Annotated in this window: 21 protein-coding genes; 11 read left to right on the top strand and 10 right to left on the bottom strand. The window is 53.0% G+C overall.

What is annotated here, in order from left to right:
* Window positions 1-2: 2 nt before the first annotated feature.
* The 6 genes from BLT35_RS18200 to BLT35_RS18175 form a co-directional block, all read right to left on the bottom strand.
* Entirely contained in the window at window positions 3-905 is a 903-nt protein-coding gene (locus BLT35_RS18200; protein WP_062409387.1) for a LysR family transcriptional regulator, read from the bottom strand.
* Window positions 906-1167: 262 nt separating this feature from the next.
* Window positions 1168-2796, bottom strand: a complete 1629-nt coding sequence (locus BLT35_RS18195) for an MDR family MFS transporter (protein WP_074729295.1) — start codon at window positions 2794-2796, stop codon at window positions 1168-1170.
* Window positions 2797-2817: 21 nt separating this feature from the next.
* Complete coding sequence (locus tag BLT35_RS18190) at window positions 2818-3252, bottom strand: MarR family winged helix-turn-helix transcriptional regulator (RefSeq protein WP_062409385.1); 435 nt, start codon at window positions 3250-3252, stop codon at window positions 2818-2820.
* 160 nt (window positions 3253-3412) lie between these two features.
* Window positions 3413-4207: an HAD-IIA family hydrolase gene (locus tag BLT35_RS18185; protein ID WP_062409384.1), complete on the bottom strand. Its 795-nt coding sequence runs from the start codon at window positions 4205-4207 to the stop codon at window positions 3413-3415.
* Window positions 4208-4242: 35 nt separating this feature from the next.
* Entirely contained in the window at window positions 4243-5913 is a 1671-nt protein-coding gene (locus BLT35_RS18180) for a sensor histidine kinase (protein WP_062409383.1), read from the bottom strand.
* Entirely contained in the window at window positions 5906-6598 is a 693-nt protein-coding gene (locus BLT35_RS18175) for a response regulator transcription factor (RefSeq protein ID WP_062409382.1), read from the bottom strand. Before BLT35_RS18175 ends, BLT35_RS18180 begins: the two co-directional genes overlap by 8 nt.
* A 274-nt stretch (window positions 6599-6872) precedes the next feature.
* Here BLT35_RS18175 and BLT35_RS18170 point away from each other — a divergent pair, with 274 nt between their 5' ends.
* The 3 genes from BLT35_RS18170 to BLT35_RS18160 all read left to right on the top strand — a co-directional run bounded on the left by BLT35_RS18170 (window position 6873) and on the right by BLT35_RS18160 (window position 10150).
* The gene (locus tag BLT35_RS18170) at window positions 6873-7850 is read left to right on the top strand and encodes an aldo/keto reductase (protein WP_074729293.1); all 978 of its coding nucleotides are present in this window, start codon (window positions 6873-6875) and stop codon (window positions 7848-7850) included.
* Between the two features lie 205 nt (window positions 7851-8055).
* Entirely contained in the window at window positions 8056-8988 is a 933-nt protein-coding gene (locus BLT35_RS18165; protein WP_062409380.1) for an LLM class flavin-dependent oxidoreductase, read from the top strand.
* Between the two features lie 142 nt (window positions 8989-9130).
* Window positions 9131-10150 carry an NADH:flavin oxidoreductase/NADH oxidase gene (locus tag BLT35_RS18160; protein ID WP_062409379.1) on the top strand — a complete coding sequence of 340 codons (1020 nt, stop codon included), beginning with the start codon at window positions 9131-9133 and terminating at the stop codon, window positions 10148-10150.
* Between the two features lie 59 nt (window positions 10151-10209).
* Here BLT35_RS18160 and BLT35_RS18155 read toward each other — a convergent pair whose 3' ends face one another.
* Window positions 10210-10716: a metal-dependent hydrolase gene (locus BLT35_RS18155; protein WP_074729291.1), complete on the bottom strand. Its 507-nt coding sequence runs from the start codon at window positions 10714-10716 to the stop codon at window positions 10210-10212.
* A gap of 233 nt (window positions 10717-10949) precedes the next feature.
* On the opposite strand from BLT35_RS18155, the gene BLT35_RS18150 reads away from it, so the two are divergent.
* From BLT35_RS18150 to BLT35_RS18140, 3 genes are all read left to right on the top strand, one after another.
* Complete coding sequence (locus BLT35_RS18150) at window positions 10950-11402, top strand: NUDIX hydrolase (RefSeq protein WP_062409378.1); 453 nt, start codon at window positions 10950-10952, stop codon at window positions 11400-11402.
* A gap of 157 nt (window positions 11403-11559) precedes the next feature.
* Window positions 11560-12018 carry a chemotaxis protein CheX gene (locus BLT35_RS18145; RefSeq protein WP_054819602.1) on the top strand — a complete coding sequence of 153 codons (459 nt, stop codon included), beginning with the start codon at window positions 11560-11562 and terminating at the stop codon, window positions 12016-12018.
* A 141-nt stretch (window positions 12019-12159) separates the two neighbouring features.
* Complete coding sequence (locus tag BLT35_RS18140; RefSeq protein WP_054819603.1) at window positions 12160-12936, top strand: SDR family NAD(P)-dependent oxidoreductase; 777 nt, start codon at window positions 12160-12162, stop codon at window positions 12934-12936.
* A gap of 38 nt (window positions 12937-12974) precedes the next feature.
* On the opposite strand, the gene BLT35_RS18135 is transcribed toward BLT35_RS18140, so the two are convergent.
* Entirely contained in the window at window positions 12975-13232 is a 258-nt protein-coding gene (locus tag BLT35_RS18135) for a DUF2573 family protein (RefSeq protein WP_054819604.1), read from the bottom strand.
* 85 nt (window positions 13233-13317) lie between these two features.
* Here BLT35_RS18135 and BLT35_RS18130 point away from each other — a divergent pair, with 85 nt between their 5' ends.
* The gene (locus BLT35_RS18130; protein ID WP_083351333.1) at window positions 13318-14214 is read left to right on the top strand and encodes an alpha/beta hydrolase family protein; all 897 of its coding nucleotides are present in this window, start codon (window positions 13318-13320) and stop codon (window positions 14212-14214) included.
* A 91-nt stretch (window positions 14215-14305) separates the two neighbouring features.
* Here BLT35_RS18130 and BLT35_RS18125 read toward each other — a convergent pair whose 3' ends face one another.
* On the bottom strand, window positions 14306-14962 hold the full coding sequence (locus tag BLT35_RS18125) for an MOSC domain-containing protein (protein WP_054819605.1): 657 nt from the start codon (window positions 14960-14962) through the stop codon (window positions 14306-14308).
* A gap of 148 nt (window positions 14963-15110) precedes the next feature.
* Between BLT35_RS18125 and BLT35_RS18120 the strand changes: the two genes are divergently transcribed.
* Together BLT35_RS18120 and BLT35_RS18115 are read left to right on the top strand one after the other, a co-directional pair.
* The gene (locus tag BLT35_RS18120) at window positions 15111-16478 is read left to right on the top strand and encodes a DEAD/DEAH box helicase (protein WP_062409376.1); all 1368 of its coding nucleotides are present in this window, start codon (window positions 15111-15113) and stop codon (window positions 16476-16478) included.
* Window positions 16479-16503: 25 nt separating this feature from the next.
* The gene (locus BLT35_RS18115; protein ID WP_062409375.1) at window positions 16504-17043 is read left to right on the top strand and encodes a hypothetical protein; all 540 of its coding nucleotides are present in this window, start codon (window positions 16504-16506) and stop codon (window positions 17041-17043) included.
* 74 nt (window positions 17044-17117) lie between these two features.
* Here BLT35_RS18115 and BLT35_RS18110 read toward each other — a convergent pair whose 3' ends face one another.
* Window positions 17118-18743 (bottom strand): FAD-dependent oxidoreductase, encoded by a 1626-nt coding sequence (locus BLT35_RS18110; protein WP_074729288.1) that lies wholly within the window; start codon window positions 18741-18743, stop codon window positions 17118-17120.
* Between the two features lie 331 nt (window positions 18744-19074).
* On the opposite strand from BLT35_RS18110, the gene BLT35_RS18105 reads away from it, so the two are divergent.
* On the top strand, window positions 19075-20331 hold the full coding sequence (locus BLT35_RS18105) for an S-layer homology domain-containing protein (protein ID WP_074729286.1): 1257 nt from the start codon (window positions 19075-19077) through the stop codon (window positions 20329-20331).
* Between the two features lie 182 nt (window positions 20332-20513).
* Window positions 20514-21767, top strand: a complete 1254-nt coding sequence (gene ilvA / locus BLT35_RS18100) for a threonine ammonia-lyase IlvA (protein WP_062409372.1) — start codon at window positions 20514-20516, stop codon at window positions 21765-21767.
* Window positions 21768-21877: the final 110 nt, after the last annotated feature.

Here is a 21877-nt window from a genome sequence, read left to right as displayed (position 1 = left end):
CATCACTCCGAACCGATAAATTGAATTTCTTCCATGCCTTTGAGATCCATTAAGAATTGATGCAGCGCCGAGCTCAAATAACGTCCGGATTTGTATACCACGCCGACCGGATGGCTGATTTCCAACTCGTTGACGTTAATCATTTTCAACGTGCCAAGACGAAGCTCGCTTTGAATCGACAGCTTGGAGATGATTGCCGCTCCCAAATTCAGCTCCACCATCCGCTTCACTTCCTCGCTGCTGGACAGCTCCATGACCACTTGCGGAACGATATGAAGCTGCTTGAAAATTTGATCGACGAACCGGCGTCCGGCCGTTTCGGGAGACAGCATAATGAGAGGCAGCTCATGCAGCCGTTCGATGGGGATATGGCTGTATTGAGCCAGCGGGTGGTCAGGGGACACGACAAGCTCGAACGTGTCGTAATACAGTACGGAGCTTTCCAGCGCCGGGTGCTTGTCGAACAAATACGTAATGCCGATGTCGATCGTTCCGTTCTCGACGTTTTGCATAATCTGCGAAGTCGTCATGGAATGAATCGTTGTTTTGATTAGCGGAAATTGGTTTTGGAAATACGACAAAACTCTTGGCAAAATTTGAATGGCGATGGACGTCGTCGTTCCGAGGTGAATGTGTCCCTGGGGCGTTTGGTTCAAATCAGCAAGCCGCTGTTTCAAATCCTCTACCGTCTGCAGAATTTTTTCGGCATGATCCAAAAATACCTTGCCGCTGTCAGTCAACGTCACGGGCTGATTCCGGTCAATAAGTACCGTTTTGAACTCGTCCTCCAGGCTCTTGATTTGCGCCGACACGGCAGGCTGGGTTAAATTGAGAAGCTCGCCGGCTTTACGGAAGCTCATCGTTTTGGATATCGTGATAAGCGTTTCCAGTTGGTTGAGGTTCACGGTATCCCTCCTCTCCCAAGCGTGAACCTGCGCAACTCTACTGTGCGCAGAATAATTAATTTTTATCAAATGAGTAAAATACATAAATCCGGTTTCTCGACTAATACCATTATATGATACTTGCGGCATTAGGGCAAACTAAGCAGCCAACCAATATTTAAATGTTGATGACCGGTTCGGATGCGAAAGGGAGCCCCCCGTTGAAAGAACAATGGTAACCGCGCTTAAAAGATGTTTCCTTTTCTAAAGGGGCTTATAAGGATTACTCCATGGCCCCTTCCGGGGCCGTGGCTTCTTCTTTGCCGCTGCGGCTTTCCAATTTGATTTTACCGAGAGTCAGCGTTAAGAGGGCACCGAGGAGCACGAAAACCAGTCCGAACCAGAAGACGGAATGCAGCGATTCGATCAATGCGTTCTTAACGATCGGAACGATTTGATCCGCCAGCGTTTTGGGAAATTGGGCCAGCGTCTCCGGATTCAAAAGCGTTGAATACAAGCCCTGCGGATTCGTATGGATCGTTTCGGCAAGTTGATCGGCTATGCCGGCAGCTTGATCCGGCAGCTGCTTCAGCTTGGGCACCAATTGCGATGAGAGCAGCTCATCCGACTTGCTGTTCATGACCACGCCGAGAATGGTCATGCCGAAGGTACCGCCGATTTGGCGGAAAAACTGGCTGGAGGACGTGACCACCCCAAGCTCCGATTTGGGAAACGTTTCCTGCAGCGTAAGCGTCAGCAGAGGCATCACCAGACCCATACCGAGGCCGAGTACCACCATGATCCCGCTGGCGGTCAGTTTGGTCGTATCGATATTCATTGTCGTAAGCAGAAGGAAGCCTGCGGCCATGACGATCATACCCATAACCATTTGTATTTTTACACCGATTTTGTGCACCAGCTGCCCGCCGATCATGCTTGCCGCAATCATCGTGATCATAAGCGGAGTCATGACGGTGCCGGAGGCTGAAGCGCTGATCCCCACAATCCCCTGCATAAACAGAGGTACGAACATAATGGCTCCGAACATGCCCACGCTCATCAGAAACCCGATGGAATTAACCACGGTGAAAGTCCTGTTTTTAAACAGACGCACAGGCAATATGGGCTCGCTGGTTCTGGCTTCGATCAGTACGAAGGCCAGCAGCGAAACGGCAGAAACCGCGAACATCCCGATGATCTGCCAAGATCCCCAAGCGTATTCTTTGCCGCCGAACGTCAGGGCCAGCAGCAGCGTGACGATACCGATAATCATCGTAATCATGCCAGCCATATCGAATTTGACCGGTCCTTGTGCCCGCTGGCCCCTTAAACCCATCGCGATAAAAATCGTTGCCAGAATGCCGACTGGCAAATTGATAAAAAAGATCCAGTGCCAGTTCATCGAATCGACGATCCAACCGCCGACCTGCGGACCGATAACGGAGGAAAGGCCGAAAATTCCTCCGAATACTCCCTGCCATTTGGCCCGCTGCTTTCCGGTAAACATATCCCCGATAATAATCATGGCCATCGGCATCATGATCCCACCCCCGATACCCTGCAGCGCACGAAACCAAATCAGCTGTTCCATCGTCTGGGCAAGCCCGCAGAGCATGGAACTCAGAATAAAAATCAATAAACCTGCCAAGTATACCGTTCTGCGGCCCAACAGGTCAGCGAGTTTGCCGGCAATCGGGACGACGGTGGTAGATGTAAGCATATAAGCCGTCGTCAACCACGTCATTAAACTGAAACCTCCGAGGTCTCCGACAATACGCGGCATGGCCGTTCCGACGATGGTGTTGTCTAAAGCGGAGAACAGCATGGCTATGATCAAACCGGTGATCAGCAGACCGCGGCCGGCAATTTGGTTATTTTCCGATGAATTGAGTTCTAAGGTTTGCGACACCATTATTCCTCCCGTTTATCTTTATTATTGTTTAATGTGAGCGGCGATTTTCTCGAACGAATGCAGGAATAAATCCAGCTCGTCCGGCTCAAGGTAAGCTAAATACTGCTTGATCTGGGCTGTGCGCACCTCTCTTATTTTCTCTAGCGCTTCGCGTCCTTGCCCGGTAATTTCAAGAAGCACAACCCGCCGGTCCTTTGGGTCGTACTTCCGAACGACAAAACCGTTGTTCACCAGCCGGTCAATCATCACGGAAATGGCGCCGGGAGTAACCTCCATTTTTTGCGCCAGCTGTCCGACAGGGCAGCGCCCGCTGCTGGAAATGGTAAACAGTATCATCATTTGAGGTCCTGTTAACGACAGGTCGGCCGGTATGCCGAGCTCAGGTCCCAGCTTGCGAAACAGCGTGAAGAAGGCGGCCTCAAAGCGACGGACAGCAGGATCCAAGGGGATTTTCATAAGCAACCATCCTAATCTGAAAATAATATTTAATAATAAAATAGTTTAAAAGTAAATAATTTAATAATCAAAAATCATAGCACCAGCCAACATAAATGTCAAATGGAAATAAAAAGAACCCTCTCCTTTGGAGGGGTTCATAGAATTATCGTAAGCTTCTTTACCCGATCTGCCCGGCGAGCTCCATGAGATGGAGGCAAACGAGCTCCGGCCGGACGCCGGCTCTTGCGATTTGCTCCTCTACATTGGATTCGTTCGCCAGCCCTGTAAGCACCAGGGCCGTGCGGCACTTTGCCTCTGCTCCGCCGCGGATATCGGTGTTTATATTGTCGCCGACCGCCCAAATTTCCTCTGGGGCAAGCCCGAGCCTGGCGGTGGCATAGCGCATAATGATCGGAGAGGGTTTGCCGATGATGACAGGCGCCGTCTCGCTTGCGCGTTCGATGGAGGCGGAAATGGAGCCTGCCCCCGGCGAAAGCTCGCCGTTCCACGGAAGCAGGTGATCGGGGTTCGTCAGGACATATTTCGCACCGGCTCTGATATAGCGTACGGCCTTAAACATCTTTTCGTAGCTGAAGGTCCGGTCAATTCCCTGGACTACGACCGTCACCCCGCGTTGCTCCGCTTCCTCTCCAACCAGCTCCAATCCCATCTCTTGCAGCGCCTGCTGCAGCCCGGTCTCGCCAATGCACATGACCGGACCGCTATCAAGTCCCGCATCCTTCAAATACATTGCCGCCGCTTGGGCTGAAGTCAGCACTTCGTGCGCGGACGCCTCTATGCCCGTGGCTGTGAGGTGTAAAGCCACTTGCTCCGGCGTCCGGGACGAATTGTTGGTTAAGTAAAGAAACGGGTAGCCCCGTTCCCGAAGCCAGCCGATAAACTCCGCGGCATAGGGAATAGGGCGGTCGCCGTTGTACAGCGTTCCATCCAAATCGAGTAAAAATCCAGGCATTCTGAACCTCCTGAGCATCGTGTAGCCGGTTTTTCTTAAGTTTCCAGCTTTAGTTTGACATAAAAATGAATGCTGCCGCCGGACGATTCGGCCCAGATCGTTCCGTCATGCGATTCGACGATGCTCCTGGCGATCGCAAGGCCTAAACCGGAGCCTCCAGTATCGGAGGTCCGGGCCTTGTCGACGCGGTAGAAGCGGTCGAACAGCTGCTCCAGCTCCTCACGGGTAAGGGCGTCCGCTTTGTTGCTGATTCGAATCAGCACATGATCCCGCTCCCTCGCCATTCCGACCGTAATGGTCCCCGGCTTGGGACTGTACTTGATGGCGTTGCCGAGCAGATTCTCGAACACGCGGATCATCTTGTCCACGTCGATCCGCACGGAGAGTCTTTCCTGCGGAATGCTGCGGATGAGGGTCAACTGCTGTTCCTCACTGAGGGTTACATACTCCTCCAGCAGCTGCTCCAGCACCTCATTGATGGCGACTTCCCGCTTATGCATGGGAACGTCCTGGTGGGTAAGCTTGGTATACTCGAATAAGTCCTCGATCAGTCCTTGCAGCTTCTCCGCTTTGCTGTAAGCAATGGCGACATAACCTGCAGCTTGCTCGGGCGTTTCGTAATTCTTGTCATGCAGAAGCCGCAGGTAACCGATGATCAAGGTCAGCGGTGTGCGCAAATCGTGGGATACATTCGTCACCAGCTCGTTTTTCAACCGCTCGGCCCGCCGTTCCTCTTCTATTGTATGCTGCAGATCGGCTACCATCAAGTTCATGTCTTTGGCGAGCGAGCCGAGTTCATCGCGCGTACGCTCGATCACCCGGTGATCCAGGTTGCCCGTCGCGATAATTCGCAGCCCGGTGGCCAGCTCCTCGATGTATCTCATTTTTTTTCGTGTCAAATAGTAAAAAAGAAAGATGAATACGGCGATGGCGCTCAACAGCGAAAGCGGGCTCTGTCCTTTGATGTAGCTGATCGACGGCTGCGGAATGCCGGAGACGATCAAGTAGGATTTTTGATTATCATAGGTAACCGGATAAAAGCTGGATACTTCCGAACGTCTGTGAGAGACTTCGTTGCGGGTTTCCATGGCATTGCGAATCACTTTGTGAACGTCGATATACGTTTCAGGAGCGTTCTCGCTGCGGAATATAACCTTTCCTTCCAGATCGGTAATGACGATTTTGTAATTTTCATAGGTAGAAAGATGCTGGACATCTTCCATAAACTTGCGTTTGCGCCGTTCCTCCTGCTGCTTTTTCTGCTGCTGCTTCTCGTTATCGGCGTCAGAAACAGGTTGCGCAGATTCCTGATCGGTCATTTCCACAGCAGCGTTCGAGCGACTCGGCAAGCTGCTCATTTCGATCTGTTCATCATCCGAAAAGGACGGCTCCAGCAGGCGAACCAGCGAGCGGGCTGCGCTATCGATTTGTCTGATGCCTTGGGAGTAGTCGATGACAGTGCCTTTGTTGATTTGTCCGAACAAGGCGGAGCTGATGCCATAGAAAAGGGTGCTTACGCCAAGACAAATCGCAAAGGTCAGTACGAGCTGAAGCCGTATGCTGCGTTCGACATGCTCTCGGCTCATCCGGAACAAATCCAGGATGAACAAAATCAGACCGCGCAGCAGCGTAAACGGAAACCAGGTGAATGGAAAGCGCTCCAGGATCGGCTTGCGGGACTGCTTCATTTTATCTGCGTTACTCAACTTTATATCCCACTCCCCACACGGTTTTAATGAATTTGGGCTTTCTCGGGTTGACCTCGATCTTTTCGCGGATTTTGCGGATATGGACCATGACGGTGTTGTCTGAATCGAGATAGGCTTCCTTCCAAACGGATTCATAGATTTTTTCGATGCTCCATACGGTACCCCGATGACGGGCAAGCAGCTCAAGTATGGCGAATTCACGCGGCGTCAGCCGAACCTCTCTTCCGTCCACCTTCACTTCATGGGTCAACGTATTGATCGTCAGCTCGTCCACCTCGATTTCATGGTCTTTGTTGGGCAGCGCCACGTTCAGCCGCGTATACCGGCGAAGCTGGGATTTGATTCGGGCGATCAGCTCCAGCGGGTTAAAGGGCTTCGATACATAATCGTCGGCCCCTGTGCTGAGGCCGAGAATTTTGTCCATATCCTGACTCTTGGCGGAGAGCATGATGATAGGCATGTTTTTTTGCTCACGTATTTTGAGGCAGGCCTCGATTCCGTCCATCTTCGGCATCATAATGTCAAGCACGACAAGGTCGACCTCTTCCTTCTGCAGGATGCTCAAAGCCTCTAATCCGTTCGCAGCCCGGAGAAGACGGAAGCCTTCATTTTTCAAGTAAATTTCCAGCAGATCTATAATTTCTTTTTCATCATCGACCAGAAGAATCGTATGTTGAGCCATGGTTAAGAGGCCTCCTTTATATCCAAAGTTTTGTCAGGCGTGATTCCGAGATCATCATAACATGTTTCATTCTACCCGATAAATCTTAACGGTCCTTTGGTTAAAATCTTAAATCATTCTTAATCCAAAGCGGAGTTAAAGCAGGATGTACCGCTTGTTCCAACGGTTGACAGACCTGATTTCATCTTGGTACCATCCTTTTAGAGTTGATGACTGCGCTGATGATGAAATTGAAAGTGAAAGTGGACGGAACTCAGGGAGGACGACATTAGATATGAAGAAAACCATTCCATTGCAAAAACGGGGCATTCCCGCCAGCCGTCTGGTGCTGGGATGTATGGGATTTGGCGGAGGCTGGAACCGCAATCCGGTTACCGCGGACGATTTGAAGCAGGCACACGCTGCGGTGGAAACGGCTCTTGCCGCCGGCATCACCATGTTCGATCATGCCGATATTTACGCCTATGGTAAAGCGGAGCAGGTATTCGGCCAGGTGCTTCGGGAACGTCCCGGGCTTCGGGAGCAGATGGTGCTGCAATCCAAATGCGGCATCCGGTTCGACGAAGGCACCGGCCGCCCGGCAAGATACGATTTCTCTGCGGAGTACATCCTCTCCAGCGTGGACGGGATCTTAAGCAGGCTTGGCGTCGAGTCGCTCGACATTCTGCTGCTGCACCGGCCGGACCCTTTAATGGAACCGGAAGAAGTGGCCGACGCTTTCAGCAAGCTGAAGCAGGCCGGGAAGGTGAAAGGCTTTGGCGTATCGAACATGAGCCCGGCGCAAATCCGGTTTCTCCAGTCGCATCTGGATGCGCCGCTGCTTGTGAACCAATTGGAATTGAACCTGGCCAAGCTGGATTGGCTTGAAGCCGGTGTGCTGGTGAACCAGCAGGAGGGCGCCGAAGTATCGTTTCCTGAAGGGACGATCGAGTTTTGCTGGATGGAGCAAATTCAAATTCAAGCCTGGAGTCCGTTGGCCAAGGGGGTATTCACCGGCCGGGAGCCGGAGAATCAACCGGAATCGGTTCGTCTGACCGCCGCCCTTGTCCGGGAAATGGCAGAACGGAAAGGGACTGCTCCGGAAGCCATCGTATTGGCATGGCTGATGCGCCATCCGGCAGGCATCCAGCCTGTACTGGGCACGATCCGGCCCGAGCGCATTCAGGCCAGCGCCGAAGCCTTACAGGTAAGCCTGTCCCGGGAAGAATGGTATTCTCTGTATGTGAGCTCCAGAGGACGAAAAATGCCGTAATCGGCTTGAAGAGTAAAGACCTCGCGCTTGCAACGCCGTCAGGCGGAGCGGTACGGGGTCTTTATGGTCTGTACCGCTTCGTATAAACCCGGCGTTATTCATACAGATTAATCCTATTGGAAACCCGCAAAACATGGTTTTCCGGTTTAGGGCTGTTTTTGATATGATGAAGTGTAAGCAATACACATAGAGAGAAGTGGGTTTCATGAAGCTTAGCGTGTTGGATCTTGTTCCCGTCTTTCCGGGTGCCGACTCTGTACAAGCTTTGGAACAGGCGGCGCTGCTTGCTCGTACGGCGGAAAGGCTGGGCTACTGCCGTTATTGGGCAGCCGAGCATCATGATATGGAGGGGCTCGCGTGCACTGCGCCGGAGGTGCTGTTAGCCCATATCGGCGCCCGCACACAGCGGATCCGGTTAGGCTCGGGAGCGCTGCTGCTTCCTCATTACAAGCCGATCAAAGTGGCGGAACTTTTTCATATGCTGGCTGTCCTGTATCCCGGACGAATGGATTTGGGCATCGGGCGGGCTCCCGGCGGCTCAGCGCACGTCAGTATCGCATTGAGCGGCAATTTTTTGGAAAATGTCAGCGTTCTTCCGGAAACAATTCAGGCTTTGTCGGAATTGCTGGCCGGCCATTATCAGCTTGAAGGCCATTCTGTTAAGGCACGGCCGACTCCGCCCCTCCCGCCGGAAGTCTGGATGCTCGGCACGAACCGCAAAAGCGCCTCGTATGCGGCCGAATTCGGTACAGGTTATGTTTTCGGACAGTTCATGAGCGACCAGGATGGAGTGGAGGTGCTGTCGGCTTACAGACGGGAGTTCAAGCCTTCGCATCTTTCCCAGGAACCCCGGATCATCGTGGCCGTGGGCGTCATTTGCGCCGACACGGAAGAGGAGGCCCAAAGCCTAGCGGTCAAGGCGAATGCATGGTTTAGACCGGAAGGCCCTGCAGAAGAGGAGAGTGCACACTTCGAACGAAAGCTGCTCGCGGGAACTCCCGGGCAAGTGAAAGCGAAGCTGGAACAATTCAGCAGTATGTACGACGCGGATGAGTTTCTCATCGTCACCATGGTACCCGATTATCGCAAGCGGCTGCGTTCCTACGAGCTGCTTGCCGATGTGGTATTCACACCATAAAAGTGTGAGGAATGTCCAATACGGCCTACTTATATCGTTCAACCTTGTTCAACCGAATCCCAAACGGTCCCAAGAGTTGTAAATAATATCCATTTGGGGTACTATTGTCATAAAACCACATTGTGCAAAGGAGCAATCATTTATGGCTGTGTTATCAACTCCTTTTACCGTAAAGAGCCTGGAATTAAAAAACAGAATCGTCATGCCGCCGATGTGTCAATACTCCGTTACCGCAAAAGACGGTGCCCCGAACGACTGGCACTTTGTCCACTACGTTTCCAGAGCCGTTGGAGGAGCGGGGCTTCTCATCATGGAGATGACCGATGTGGAGCCGGATGGCCGCATTACAGACTATGACCTCGGATTATGGTCCGACGACCAGATTCCTGCGTTCAGAAGAATTATTGACGAAGTACATAAATATAACGCCAAAATAGGAATTCAAATCGCCCATGCCGGGCGCAAAGCGGAGGATGCGGAGGTACCTGTAGGACCTTCCGACATTCCGGTGAGTCCCCGATTTAAGAAGCCGAGGGCTCTGTCAACCGGGGAAGTCAAGGAAATGGTCGTGAAATTCCGGGAAGCCGCCAGACGGGCCGTTGAAGCCGGGGTGGACACGATCGAAATCCATGGTGCCCACGGGTATTTGATCCATCAGTTTCATTCTCCGGCCATCAACAACCGCAGTGATGAGTACGGCCGTGATTTGGCGAAGTTCGGTGTGGAAGTCGTTCAAGCGATCAGAAGCGTCATTCCGGAGCATATGCCGCTTATTATGAGAATCTCGGCAATCGAATACATCGATGGAGGCTACGATCTGGATCACAGCCTTGAGATCGGCCAAAGGTACAAAGAAGCCGGAGTGGATGTGTTCCATATTACGAGCGGCGGGGAAGGGCCTGCAGGCCAAAGAAAGCCGGGAAATTATCCGGGCTATCAAGTTCCGATGGCGCGCGCCTTCAAGCAAGCGCTTGGCCTTCCGGTCATCGCGGTCGGTCTGTTGGAAGATCCGAAGCTGGCGGAAGCGACCGTCGCTAACGGCGATGCCGATTTGATCGCGGTAGCCCGCGGCATGCTGCGCGATCCTTATTGGGCAATTCATGCGATTCAGGCCGTATCCGGCCAGCCGGAGCTGCCAAAGCAGTACGAAAGAGCGTATTAAAAACTGAAAATAGCTGCCATGCGGGTGTTAGCCCACGGGCAGCTATTTTTCATTTCACGCTAAAATAGGCGGGGAAAGCCGATCGCAGAAACCGGAAGCCATATCCCGACGGCAAGAAGCATCCACCGAAATACCGTTTCGCTGGTCGAGCCCGTATCAATTGCCAAAAATTTTGGAAGCAGGCGGACCCTCGCTTTGAGCGGCCAAAATAAATGAACTCCCTGTTCATTGAACAAGTCGATGAGCGGGTGCGATAAATAGGCGGCGATGAAAACGGCATGATATAATGGTGATAAAGGAAGAGAAAGCACCATTAATGTCAAAATAAAGACAATGGAATGCGTCATTGTCCGATGGCGCACGTTGAGAAGCCGCAGCAGAGCGGACACGGGGAAAAGCAGCTTGGCCATCGTCGATCCCTGCTTGTCGACATCAGCCAAAGGGCCGGCCAAACAGCCCAGCAGTAGAGCTCCTGCGGCTTCCCAGGACCAAAAGGAACCCTCATGATAAACGATCACAAGCTCAGCGGCTACAAGTCCGGCCGCGCTATGTGTTTTTTGCAGCATACCAATCCTCCCGTTCAAGCATGACATGAAGTGAATTTTGGGGAACCTTATAGCATTCGGACGATGGAATGAAATAGGGGCGGTAGGGTTCAAACGATTTGGGCTGGACGACCAAGCGAGGTCATCATACACTGTAGAACGCGGAAGGATTGGATCAAGCGATTCGAGATAAAAATGGATGTTCGGCAGGTCCTGTTCGGTAATGGCAATGAACATCGGTGTGGAGGCAGCTTATGAGCAAACCATGGTTTCAAGTCAACAGTGCAGTATATATGTTATTCATACGGAATGGGAAAATTCTGATGCTGAGACGGTCCAATACAGGGTATGAGGACGGAAAACTCAGTCTGGTTGCCGGGAAGCTGGACGGAAACGAGGAAGTCAAGCGTGCGGCGGTGCGGGAAGCGGAGGAAGAAAGCGGCATAAAACTAAGCCCGGAGGATTTGGAGGTAGCCTGCGTCATGCATCGGCTGTCGGATAAGGGAGAGTGGATCGATTTCTTTCTTAAGGTGAACCGGTGGGAAGGGGAACCGGTGAACAAGGAGCCGGATAAATGCTCCGAAATGGGATGGTTTCCATTGGATCGGCTGCCGGATGACACGATCCCTCATGTGCGTAAGGCGATCCGCAATGTGCTTGATGGTGTCTTCTATGACAGCTACGGATGGGATGAAATCGTGGAATGAAACTAAATTCCTGAGTCTAATCGGCTATAAATTGTGAATTTTCACACGAAACAGGACATTATTCTATACTTATCGTACTGCTTTGGGTATAATGAAGTAACGAAAAAAGTCCTATGATTTCGAAGAAAATTGCCGAAAAAAGGAGACCATTAATGTTATGAAGGCAGAGCTTATCAATCCGTTCTTGGAATCGGCTAGAATCGTTATTGAGCAAGTCGCCAATATCCGGCCGTCCACCGGTCAGCTCGGCATCAAGGAAGTGAAACTTGTTGAAAACTACATCTGGATTCAAATCGGGATGACCGGGCAGATGGAAGGAGACATCGTATTCGGGCTTCACGAAGAAGTGGCGTTGAAAGTCGTTTCCGCAATGATGGGAGGCTTTCTCATTACCGAGATGGATGATATGAGCAAAAGTGCCATATCGGAGCTCGGCAATATGATCAGCGGCAATGCCAGTACGATGTTATACAATCAAGGGGTACGCGTAGACATTACGCCGCCAAAGCTGATGCAATCCGCGAACGCGGCAGGCTTTGATGCAAAGAGAGCGCTCACCATTCCGCTTATTATGGATGGGATCGGGGAATTGGACATTCAAGTGCTGATTGCTTAATGATCATGCAGTTGAAATGATAGCTAAATTACGTGTAAGCTGATAGCGAAGGCTTCATTCCGGACCGTACGGGCCGTGAAGAGCTTTCGCTTTTTTCTTTCTTTCAATGTCAAGCAGGTGTGCTAAGGGGGCATACATACAATGGACTTTCAAGGCAAAATCGTGGTGATTACCGGCGCTTCGAGCGGTATAGGGGCTATGATGGCGCAGAGGCTGGCCGCTCTGGGCGCAATTCCGGTTCTGATGGCGCGTTCGGAGAAAAAGCTGGTGGAAATCGCCTCTCACATCAACGGTTCGCACAGCGTTTATGTGCTTGACGTGACTTCCTGGGAACAGGTGGCCGGGACGATGGAACGGGTGATCGCCAAGCACGGACGTATCGACATTCTGATCAATAATGCCGGATACGGCGTGTTCGAAGCCTTTATTCATGCGGATTTGTCCGAGATCGAGAGCATGATGGACGTCAACTACATGGGGGTCGTCCGCTGTACGAAGGCCGTGCTGCCGCACATGCTGAAGCAGGGCAGCGGACATATCGTGAATATTGCTTCTATGGCCGGTAAGATCGGATCGGCCAAATCCAGCGGATATTCGGCCTCAAAGCATGCGGTGCTGGGCTTCACTAACTGTCTGCGGCAGGAGCTTGTCGGTACCGGCGTTCATCTGACCGCGATCAATCCGGGACCGGTTGACACACCGTTCTTCGACCGGGCCGACCCTACCGGACAATACGTGAATAACGTCAGATGGTTTATGCTAAAGCCGGAGCAGGTGGTTCAGAGAGTGCTCACGGCGATCAAACGCCGGACGCCGGAAGTGAACATACCGTTTATGGCGGCCTTCGGAGTGAAGCTGTACCAGCTGTTCCCGCGTTTGTTCGATAAGATCGCCTATCGGCTGTTGAATAAAAAATAGGAGGAAGAGGCCGTCTATTCCAGCGAGCCTAAGCCCGTCTATTCCTGTTTCTGATTCTCGTCTTTCAGCTTGAGATGGAGGCTGCGCACTTCCTCGAACAGCTTGCGTATCTCGGCTTTGCCTTCGGGATGCAGCTGATTCCAGTGGCTGGTCAGAGCAGGCATGGTTTTATGTATGTGGTTGTAAATCGACCATACTTTTATTTTCTCTACCATTTCGGGAGAGGCATCGCCTGTGACAAGCTCGGAGAACTTCTCCACGAGCCCGTCGAACTCTTCCGTAAATCGTGAATTCATTGAAAACCCACCTTTCCGGTCATACTACATCATAGTTTATCCTGAAGTTACCATAGTGTCAAAAACGGAGTGAAGAAGCATGCAAATGAAAACGCAAGGGAGTACGGAATGCGGAGAGGACAAGCCTGCCGGGCGGAAAACGGCGCTGCCTGCGGAAGGCGCATGTGCCGGCGTCCCGGAGGATGGCATGCTGGTGGAGCGTGAACCCCTGAGAAGCCTGGTCAAAGGGATCAAGCTGTATCTGCTGACCTATATCAGTCAGGGCTTGAAGGTCAAGGGCTATTTGGCCGTTCCGGAAGAAGGGGTCCCGGGACCGGGACTGCTTTACTGCCGCGGCGGAATCCGCAAGGTCGGAATGGTGCGCAAACGGCGTATTTTCGATTTGGCCAGACGGGGGTATGTGGTGTTCGCCCCCTTTTATCGCGGCAATGAAGGCGGGGAAGGCCGGGAGGACTTCGGCGGAGAGGACCGGTTCGACGTATACCATGCGGTGAAGCTCATGCAGTCTCTGCCGGAAACGGTGCCCGGTCCGGTTCCGCTGATCGGCTTCTCCAGAGGAGCGATCATGGCGATGCAGGCGGCCAAGGAATGTCCGGACGTCGGTCCGGTTGTCGTCTGGGGCGGCGTGAGCGACTTGTTCGACACCTACGAAGAGCGTGTGGATCTCAGGCGGATGCTCAAAAGAGTCGTGGGGCACCCGAGGAAACAGGCGGAAGCGTATGAGCGGCGTTCGCCGGTATATTGGACCGAGCAGGTGAAGGTGCCTGTGATGATCGTCCACGGGACAAACGACACGCAGGTCAGCGTATCCCATGCGCGCAAGCTCGCCGCGGCGCTGGAGCGGGCGGGCAAGGACTACGCAATGGAGCTGTACGAAGGCTTGGAGCACCGGTTTCCGAAAGAGGACGATAAGCGTGCGCTGGATGCCGTATTCGCCTGGATTAAACGAAAACAGGAGGAGATGAACCGTTTCAGGGCATAGGGAGTCAAGATGACATACATCACCTGCACTGCTTCGGTGATCGGTGCAGGTGTTTTTTTATGGGCTCCAGGGCTTGCGACCGCTGATTTTCTCAGGAGCCGCCGCTTTTGCCCTCGAGTCTTGCACGAAACGTCTCCTTCCAGCTGGCCGACAGCTCTTCCGCCTGAAGCAGCTCCTCCATGGCCTTCCAATTCGTTTTCTCCTGATGCATGATACGGTTGGCGTATGCGATGGTGATTGGCTTGGAAAGCCGGCCGACGGGAATAAGCCCGTTTTCTTTACTCACCCGGCCCTCTTTCAGAACGCGGAAGTAATACCCCGTATACCCGGTGTTCTGAACTTGCAGAGGCATATCGGGTCTGCCCAGTTTGACCGAAAGTTTAAAGCACGGCTGACGCGGCTGGCTGACTTGAACGACCGCCTCGCCTAAACGGAACGTATCCCCGATACAAACCTGCTCCTCCGTCAACCCGCGGATCGTCAAATTTTCTCCGAAGGCTGCCGGCGGCAAAGGCTGGCCCATGACGGACTCCCAGTAAGCATAATGTTCATGCGGATATACGCAAACGGCCTTGTCCGCTCCTCCATGATGGACAAGGTCCGCTTGTCCGTCTCCCTCAAAATGCAATCGGGTCAAAAAAACCGGGCCTGAGACAGGATATTTATAGATCCCCGTAAGAAGATCTTTCTGATGATAGGAAACGGTCTTTGGCAGTCCTGTGTTAATGGACACGATATCGATGCTCATAGCTACCTTCCTTTCTTTGATTAGGGGTATTATATCGCGCTTGTCCGGTATGGATCAATTCATTTTTCCCGGCCGGAAGATACACAAGAGAAATTAAAGCTGCAATTTGGTATACTAGGAAAACGAGAGATGCAGAAGGGATGATGGAATGAATACGGGCTTTGCTTCTTTACCTATTGCTCCGGCGTATGTCAAACGGCTGCAGGAGCTGGACATCACCGAGCCTTCGCCGATTCAGGCGGAGGCGATACCGATCGCGCTGCAAGGAAGGGATATTGTTGCCCAGTCGCAGACGGGAACGGGAAAGACGCTTGCCTATTCCCTGCCGCTGCTGCACAAAGTGGAGGAGTCGGTGCGGGAGGTACAGGCGCTGGTGCTGGTACCGACCCGGGAGCTTGGCATGCAGATCGTCGCAACGCTGGGGGATTTAACGAAGGACAGCGGGATTCGGGTACAGCAGCTGATCGGCGGAGCTTCCATCGAACGGCAAATCGACAAGCTCAAGCTGAAGCCCCAGATCGTGGTCGGTACCCCCGGCCGCGTATATGAGCTCGTCAAGCTGAAAAAATTGAAGCTTCACGGGATTCGCACGGTGGTTGTCGACGAAGTGGACCAGGTGTTTGAGCTTGGTTCGATGCAGGAGGTCGAGGCGCTGTTCAAAGGCATGCTCCGCGACCGGCAGCTTATGTTCTTCTCGGCGACGCTCCCGGCCCCGCTTCAGAACGTGATCGACCGCTGGATGAATGATCCGGCCTATGTGCGCGTCAATCCGGCGCAGCGTACGTCGGAGATGCTGGAGCATCTGTATTTCGTCTGTGAGGAGCGGGATAAGATTGACACGCTGCGCAGGCTTGTCCGGTTGTATAACCCGAAGGCCGCGATCGTGTTTATCAACGAAACGGACAATATCGGTGAGGCGGTGGCCAAGCTGCAGTATGTCGGCTTGTCCGTGGAAGGTCTGTACGGCGAAGCGTCCAAACAGGACCGGGCCAATGTCATGCAGGCGTTTCGGGCGGGCAAATTCCAGCTGCTGCTGGCTACCGACGTCGCCGCACGCGGTCTGGATCTGCCGCAGGTAACGCATGTCATCAACCTGGACCCGCCGGTGGATGCGGACCATTATGTGCATCGCGTGGGCCGCACGGGCCGGATGGGGCGGAAGGGACTGGCTTTGTCGATCGTTACGCCGCGGGAGCAGTTTATCATGGACAAATTTGCCCGGGCGCTCGGTATTGAAATTAAACAGAAAGCGATGTATCAAGGCAAAGTAATCGATCCAAGGCCGGAGAGAGGACCGCGCCGGGCGGGAAATAAGCCCGCAGAGCGCAAAGGGCCGGGCGGCGAAGCTGCGCCGGCGGGTCCGGGTCAGGGCAAGTCTGCCAGGGTGAGCGCCAAGGGCGCGCCGGCCGGGCGGAAGGCGCCTGATAAACGGAAGCCGGAGAGGGAGCGCGACCGCAAAAACAAGGGCGCTCCGAGGTGGCTGAAGGAGAAGCAGCAGGAGAACCGGAAGCCGTAACGAAAGACCGGGGTGGGATGTTCAAGTGATCGTGTTCATCAAACGGCTCGCGGCCTTGGCCGTCATACTTGCGCTTCTAGCAGCGGGTGCGGCATGGTACGTTCGTCCGGCCAAGCCGCTCGACCTGTCTTACGTACAGCCGGATTTACGGGGTAAGCTGACGGCGATGCTGTCGACCCGAAGGCCGGAGATGGTCCTGACCGGGCGTGAGGTAAACGATCTGCTGAAGCAGGCGCTCTCGGCAAGACCTGAGCTGCATCCGGGTGTACTGGTGACGGGAGCTGCGTTTGCGCTGCAAGACGAGCGGTTATCCGCTGACGTGAATCTGCTTGTGAGGCAGCGGCTTGAGGCGGGAGCCAGGTTGTGGTTCAAGCTGAGCTGGACGGAGCCCTATTTGACGGCGGTCCATACCGGCACCGAGATTCGCGGAATATCCGTTCCGCTTGAATGGTTTCGGCTCGATCCGCTGCAGCTGGACTTGAACGCCGATTTGCCGAAGCAGTTGAGGATTCATGAGGTAGCTTTTGAGGGTTCTACGGTCAGGTTAAGTTTTAATATACGTTAGCGCAAAATATAACAACCCACGCCAGATGAATAAAAAACGGACCCGTCAAGGTCCGTTTTTTATGCTGCAGCCATTTATGGCTGCTTTCGCTTTTTTACATACTGGGCGTAGACGATTTCGCCCGTATCCAGCTTGGCGATTTCATCCGCCGTCCAACCGGCGATCTTGTTGTTGCCGGTCACACCGGCCAGCTTGATCGCATATTTGCTTGCAAGATAGTCATGAAGCGCTGACATGTCGGCTTCATTCACTTCGCGCAGCTTCTTTTTGCCTTGAATTTGGCCTAGGATGACGCCGATCGATTCCGCCGCGAGACTGGTGTTCGGCTGAATACGCGCGCTGCCGAAAGCGATGGCGGAGGCTCCGACATTTTTGCCGGCCATGATCACGTTATCGTAATCCTTGAGCAGAAAGCTGCGCAGCGGCATTCCGTATTTGTCGGGACGGCCCATCTCGATGCCCCATTTATTCGCACTGGTGCCCTGCAGATCAAGCGGATAGCCTCCGATGCTGACATTATCCCAGAACATGTTGGCCCCCAGCATGTCCGAAGGCTTGAGCACATAATCGGTTTCGTAGTGATTATACTCACGAATATACAAGTAGTTCGGGAAGCCGTTCAGCTCCGCATGTTCCCAGCCCACGATGTTTTTGCGGAAATGGTCCAGAATCAGCGGAATTTCCCTTTTGCCGAGCTCCATCGCTTCGGCGACCGACTTGTCGTCGGAGGGGTCGACGGTATAAATCAGGAACGCATTAATGATCACTTCGCCATCCCGCTGATGAACCGCATTCAGTCCGCGAAGAAAGACGCGATCGTTGGTCGGCTTGTATCTGTTGGTCATCCCCGTGAGTCCGATCGCATAGCTGTGATCGACTTGACCGTAACCGTACTTTTGGCTGCGTTCCTGCGGGGTCAAACGGTTAAAATGCTGCTGGAATTTCGTCCAGTCGACGTTTTTAAACTTCATCATCATGCCGGAGCTCATATATTCGATTCGGCTTTGTCCGTAGAACTGTTCCAGTCCCGGCAGACGGGTCACCTCAAGCCTGCTCGCCATCGCGGCGTAATCGGTATTCTCCACCCAATAAGAAGACTCAATCCGTTTCTTTTGGCCTTCCCTGTCGGTGTATTGAAGCGCTCCCACCCTATGGGTGCCGAACTGTCCCTGAAGCTGTTCGATGCTGTCGATACGGATGCCCTGCTCTACAGGAATGCCTTGAATAAGCTTATCAAAATATTGCTGGAATTCATTGAGCTTGCGGATTTTTCCGTTACGAAAGCCGTCGAACAGCTCCTTGGCTCGTCCCTGAACCAGCAGACGGCGCGCGTCGTCGCGGGTCTCGTCCAAAAAGAGCATTTCTCCCTGCAGCACTTGTCCGCCGAAGGCGTCGCGGGTATCGAGAACTTTTACTTTAAGCCCTTCGTCCGCGGCGGCACGGGCCAAATAGAGGCCCTCCAACTCACTGCCGATAATGACGACGTCCGCCTGTTCACTTGTGAGGGAGGAATTCGGGTCCGGTTCCGAAGGGGGTGGTATCGGCCCGTTAACAGGGGTCACGCTCTCAGGTAATGTTGCCGCCATATTCGGCGGGCCCGTGCCGCCGCCCATGGCCAAAGCATAAACCGCCGCAAGGATGGCCAGTGCCAGAACCGCCAGCAGGGCGGTCATGTTTCTTTTTTTGGCATTCCTCCTCAAACACATTCGCTCCTTTAATCGATGGGGTTCAAGCTCCATATTTCTATCGTTTCTGCTCTGTTAAGTTTATCATTTTTGGCAAGGTTGGGCAAAAGCACCCCCACAAACATTTTTGAGGCGGCGAAATGATTTGGTGAAGCAAGGAACTCTTCGCGAAGGTTCTGAGATCATCCTCTACACAAGACTACATGACATGCGTGCACCCGCTTTACGAAGTGGCGTCCGGACAAGCGTTATCCAGCGTTACGGGATGCCGCCGTTCGCCGGTCTTTTGTCTGGACGGTGTGGCTTGCGCCTGTCGACAAAACAAAACCTTCAAAGGAGAATGACGATGAACACAACATTTAAAAAGACGGTTATTTCCGCATTGACTCTGGCTATGGTGCTGGGTGGTTCTACCGCCGCGTTTGCCGACGGTAAAGGTAAAGAACGCGATAAGGCCAAGAACGACGATTGGAAAGATCGTTATGAGTTCCGTTATGATAATAAGAAAGATGATGATAAAAAATATGCCGGTAAAGATAACAATGTCAATATTAAACTGAGCTTTGACGACTTGAAAGGAAAAGACGTCGAGTGGGCGGCACGATACATAGCAAGTTTGGCATCCAAGCGCGTATTTGAAGGATATGAGGACGGCACCTTCCAGCCGCGCAAAACGATTTCCCGCATTGAAGCGATTACAGCGGCAGTCCGTTTGATGGGTCTCAGAGATCAAGCCGAATCCGATGCGGCGAAGCAAGCCAACCTGAACTTCAAAGATGCCGACAAAATTAAAAAAGACTACCCTTGGGCGACTGGCTATGTTTCGGTAGCGCTGCAAAACGACCTGTTCCTGGAGACGGACGACAAGGTGCAGCCGGAGAAAGAAGCGGATCGTCTCTGGGCAACGATGCTGCTTGTCAAAGCGCTGAAGCTCCAGGATGAAGCCAAGGCGAAAATGAACGCGCAGCTGCCTTTCAAGGACGCTAAGCAAATCCCTGCCGGAGCGGTCGGTTACGTAGCGGTTGCATTGGAGAGAAATCTCATTGACGGCTATGAAGACAATACGTTCCGTCCTTACAAGCCCGTAACCCGCGCCGAGCTCGCAGCGCTGCTTGACCGTACGGGAACCCAACTGCCGGATCGTACTTCCGTAAAAGGAACGGTCAATGCGGCAGTAAGCAACAACCTGCTCCCGGTCAAATTGCAAAACAACACAACGGTGAATGTTGAACTCGACGCAAACGCCTTTATTTTCCGCAATGGTGCCAAAGTAGCGGCGACGGAACTGCGCGCGGGAGATCAAGTGCTGATCCGCACCTATAACGGGAAAGCCATTTATGTTGAGGTTTTGAACCAAACGAATGACTCCGAGCAGCGCGTGGACTTCACGGTAACCGGCACGCTGAACAACTACACGCTGAATTCAAAAGGTCAGCTTGCCACCATTTCCATTAATCAGTCGGTAAACGGCGGAGTTCAGTCTGCGGTATATGGCGTATCTCCCGAGCTGTACATTTCCGGTGACCTCAGCTTGCTGACTGCAGGCCGCTCGCTCGAGCTGAGAGGCAAAAACCAAATCGTACACACCATCATTATTCGATAGATGACAGATCAGATCAGAAAAAAGGTTAGAATTACATGAAACTGCAGTCCTTCATTCAGCGCCCGGCGCTTGGTGAAGGGCTCTTCTTTTTTTGCCGGTAAAGACGCGAGGGTGGACACGATCTTCTTTAGGTGTATAATTAGTAGGAAAATATGGTGATAAACGTTGGAGGAAGCGCCCAAATGACTGCACAACACATCAAGCTCGAGGACATTATCGTTGCCAGCCACGTGCTGAAGGATGTTGTCCAACACACCCCACTGCAAAAAAATTTCATCCTGTCCGAGAAATACGGCTGTAACGTTTATTTGAAACGGGAGGATCTTCAGGTCGTCCGTTCGTTCAAAATACGCGGTGCCTATAATATGATCCGCAGTCTTCCCGAAGAGAAGCTGCAAAAAGGCGTGGTGTGCGCCAGCGCCGGCAATCATGCGCAGGGTGTCGCCTATTCCTGCAAGGCGCTGCAAATACCGGGGAAAATTTTCATGCCGACAACGACACCGCGGCAGAAGATTTCACAAGTGAAGCTGTTCGGAGGCCCGTTCGTAGAAGTTCTGCTGATCGGCGATACGTTTGACGATTCGCTGAGGGAGGCTTTGGCCTACTGCGACCGGGAAGATATGTCCTTTATTCACCCGTTCGACGACCCTAAGGTAGTGGCGGGACAGGGAACTATAGGTTTGGAGCTGATGAACGACATGCGGGAGCAGGCCGATTACGTGTTTGCCGGCATTGGCGGCGGCGGTCTGATTGCAGGATTGGGCTTGTATATCAAAAGCATCAGCCCTGCAACGCAGGTCATCGGTGTCGAAGCCACCGGTGCGCCCTCGATGCGGCAGTCGATCGATACGGGGGAGATCGTGACGTTGGGCGAGATCGACAAGTTCGTAGACGGCACAGCCGTCAAGCGGGTCGGCGAGATCAACTTCGACATCGCCCGCGAGGTCGTCGACGATATTGTCGTAGTGCCGGAAGGCAAAGTCTGCACGACGATTCTCGAGCTGTATAACGAGAACGCGATCATAGCGGAGCCTGCGGGTGCGCTCCCGGTTGCGGCGCTGGAGTTCTACCGCGAACAGATTGCGGGCAAGAACGTGGTGTGCGTCATCAGCGGTGGCAACAACGACATCGACCGGATGCAGGAAATTAAGGAGCGGTCGCTTATCTATGAGGGTTTGAAGCATTACTTCATCGTCAACTTTCCGCAGCGCGCCGGTGCCCTGCGGGAGTTTCTGGAGTATGTGCTGGGGCCAAACGACGATATTACCCGATTTGAGTATACAAAGAAAACGAGCAAAGAAAACGGGCCGGCTCTGGTCGGTATCGAGCTGAAGCATAAGGAGGATTACGGTCCTCTGATCGAGAGGATGAAGCAAAGAGGCCTCGGTTTCAGCGAAATCAACAAAGATCCGAATTTGTTCAGCTTGCTGATCTGACCCGCGCCCCGCATAAAAAAAAAACTACGACTGACCAATTAACGCACAATATTTATTTTCAGCGTTTTGAAGGTATTTTTCTGGATTGCTTCTGAAACGTCTTCGTTTAG

The sequence above is a fragment of the Paenibacillus naphthalenovorans genome (assembly GCF_900099895.1).
In the GTDB taxonomy this organism is placed as follows: Bacteria; Bacillota; Bacilli; order Paenibacillales; family NBRC-103111; genus Paenibacillus_G; species Paenibacillus_G naphthalenovorans.
The sequence above is the reverse complement of the archived record's forward strand: the minus strand, read 5'-3'. Positions and strand labels throughout refer to the sequence as shown.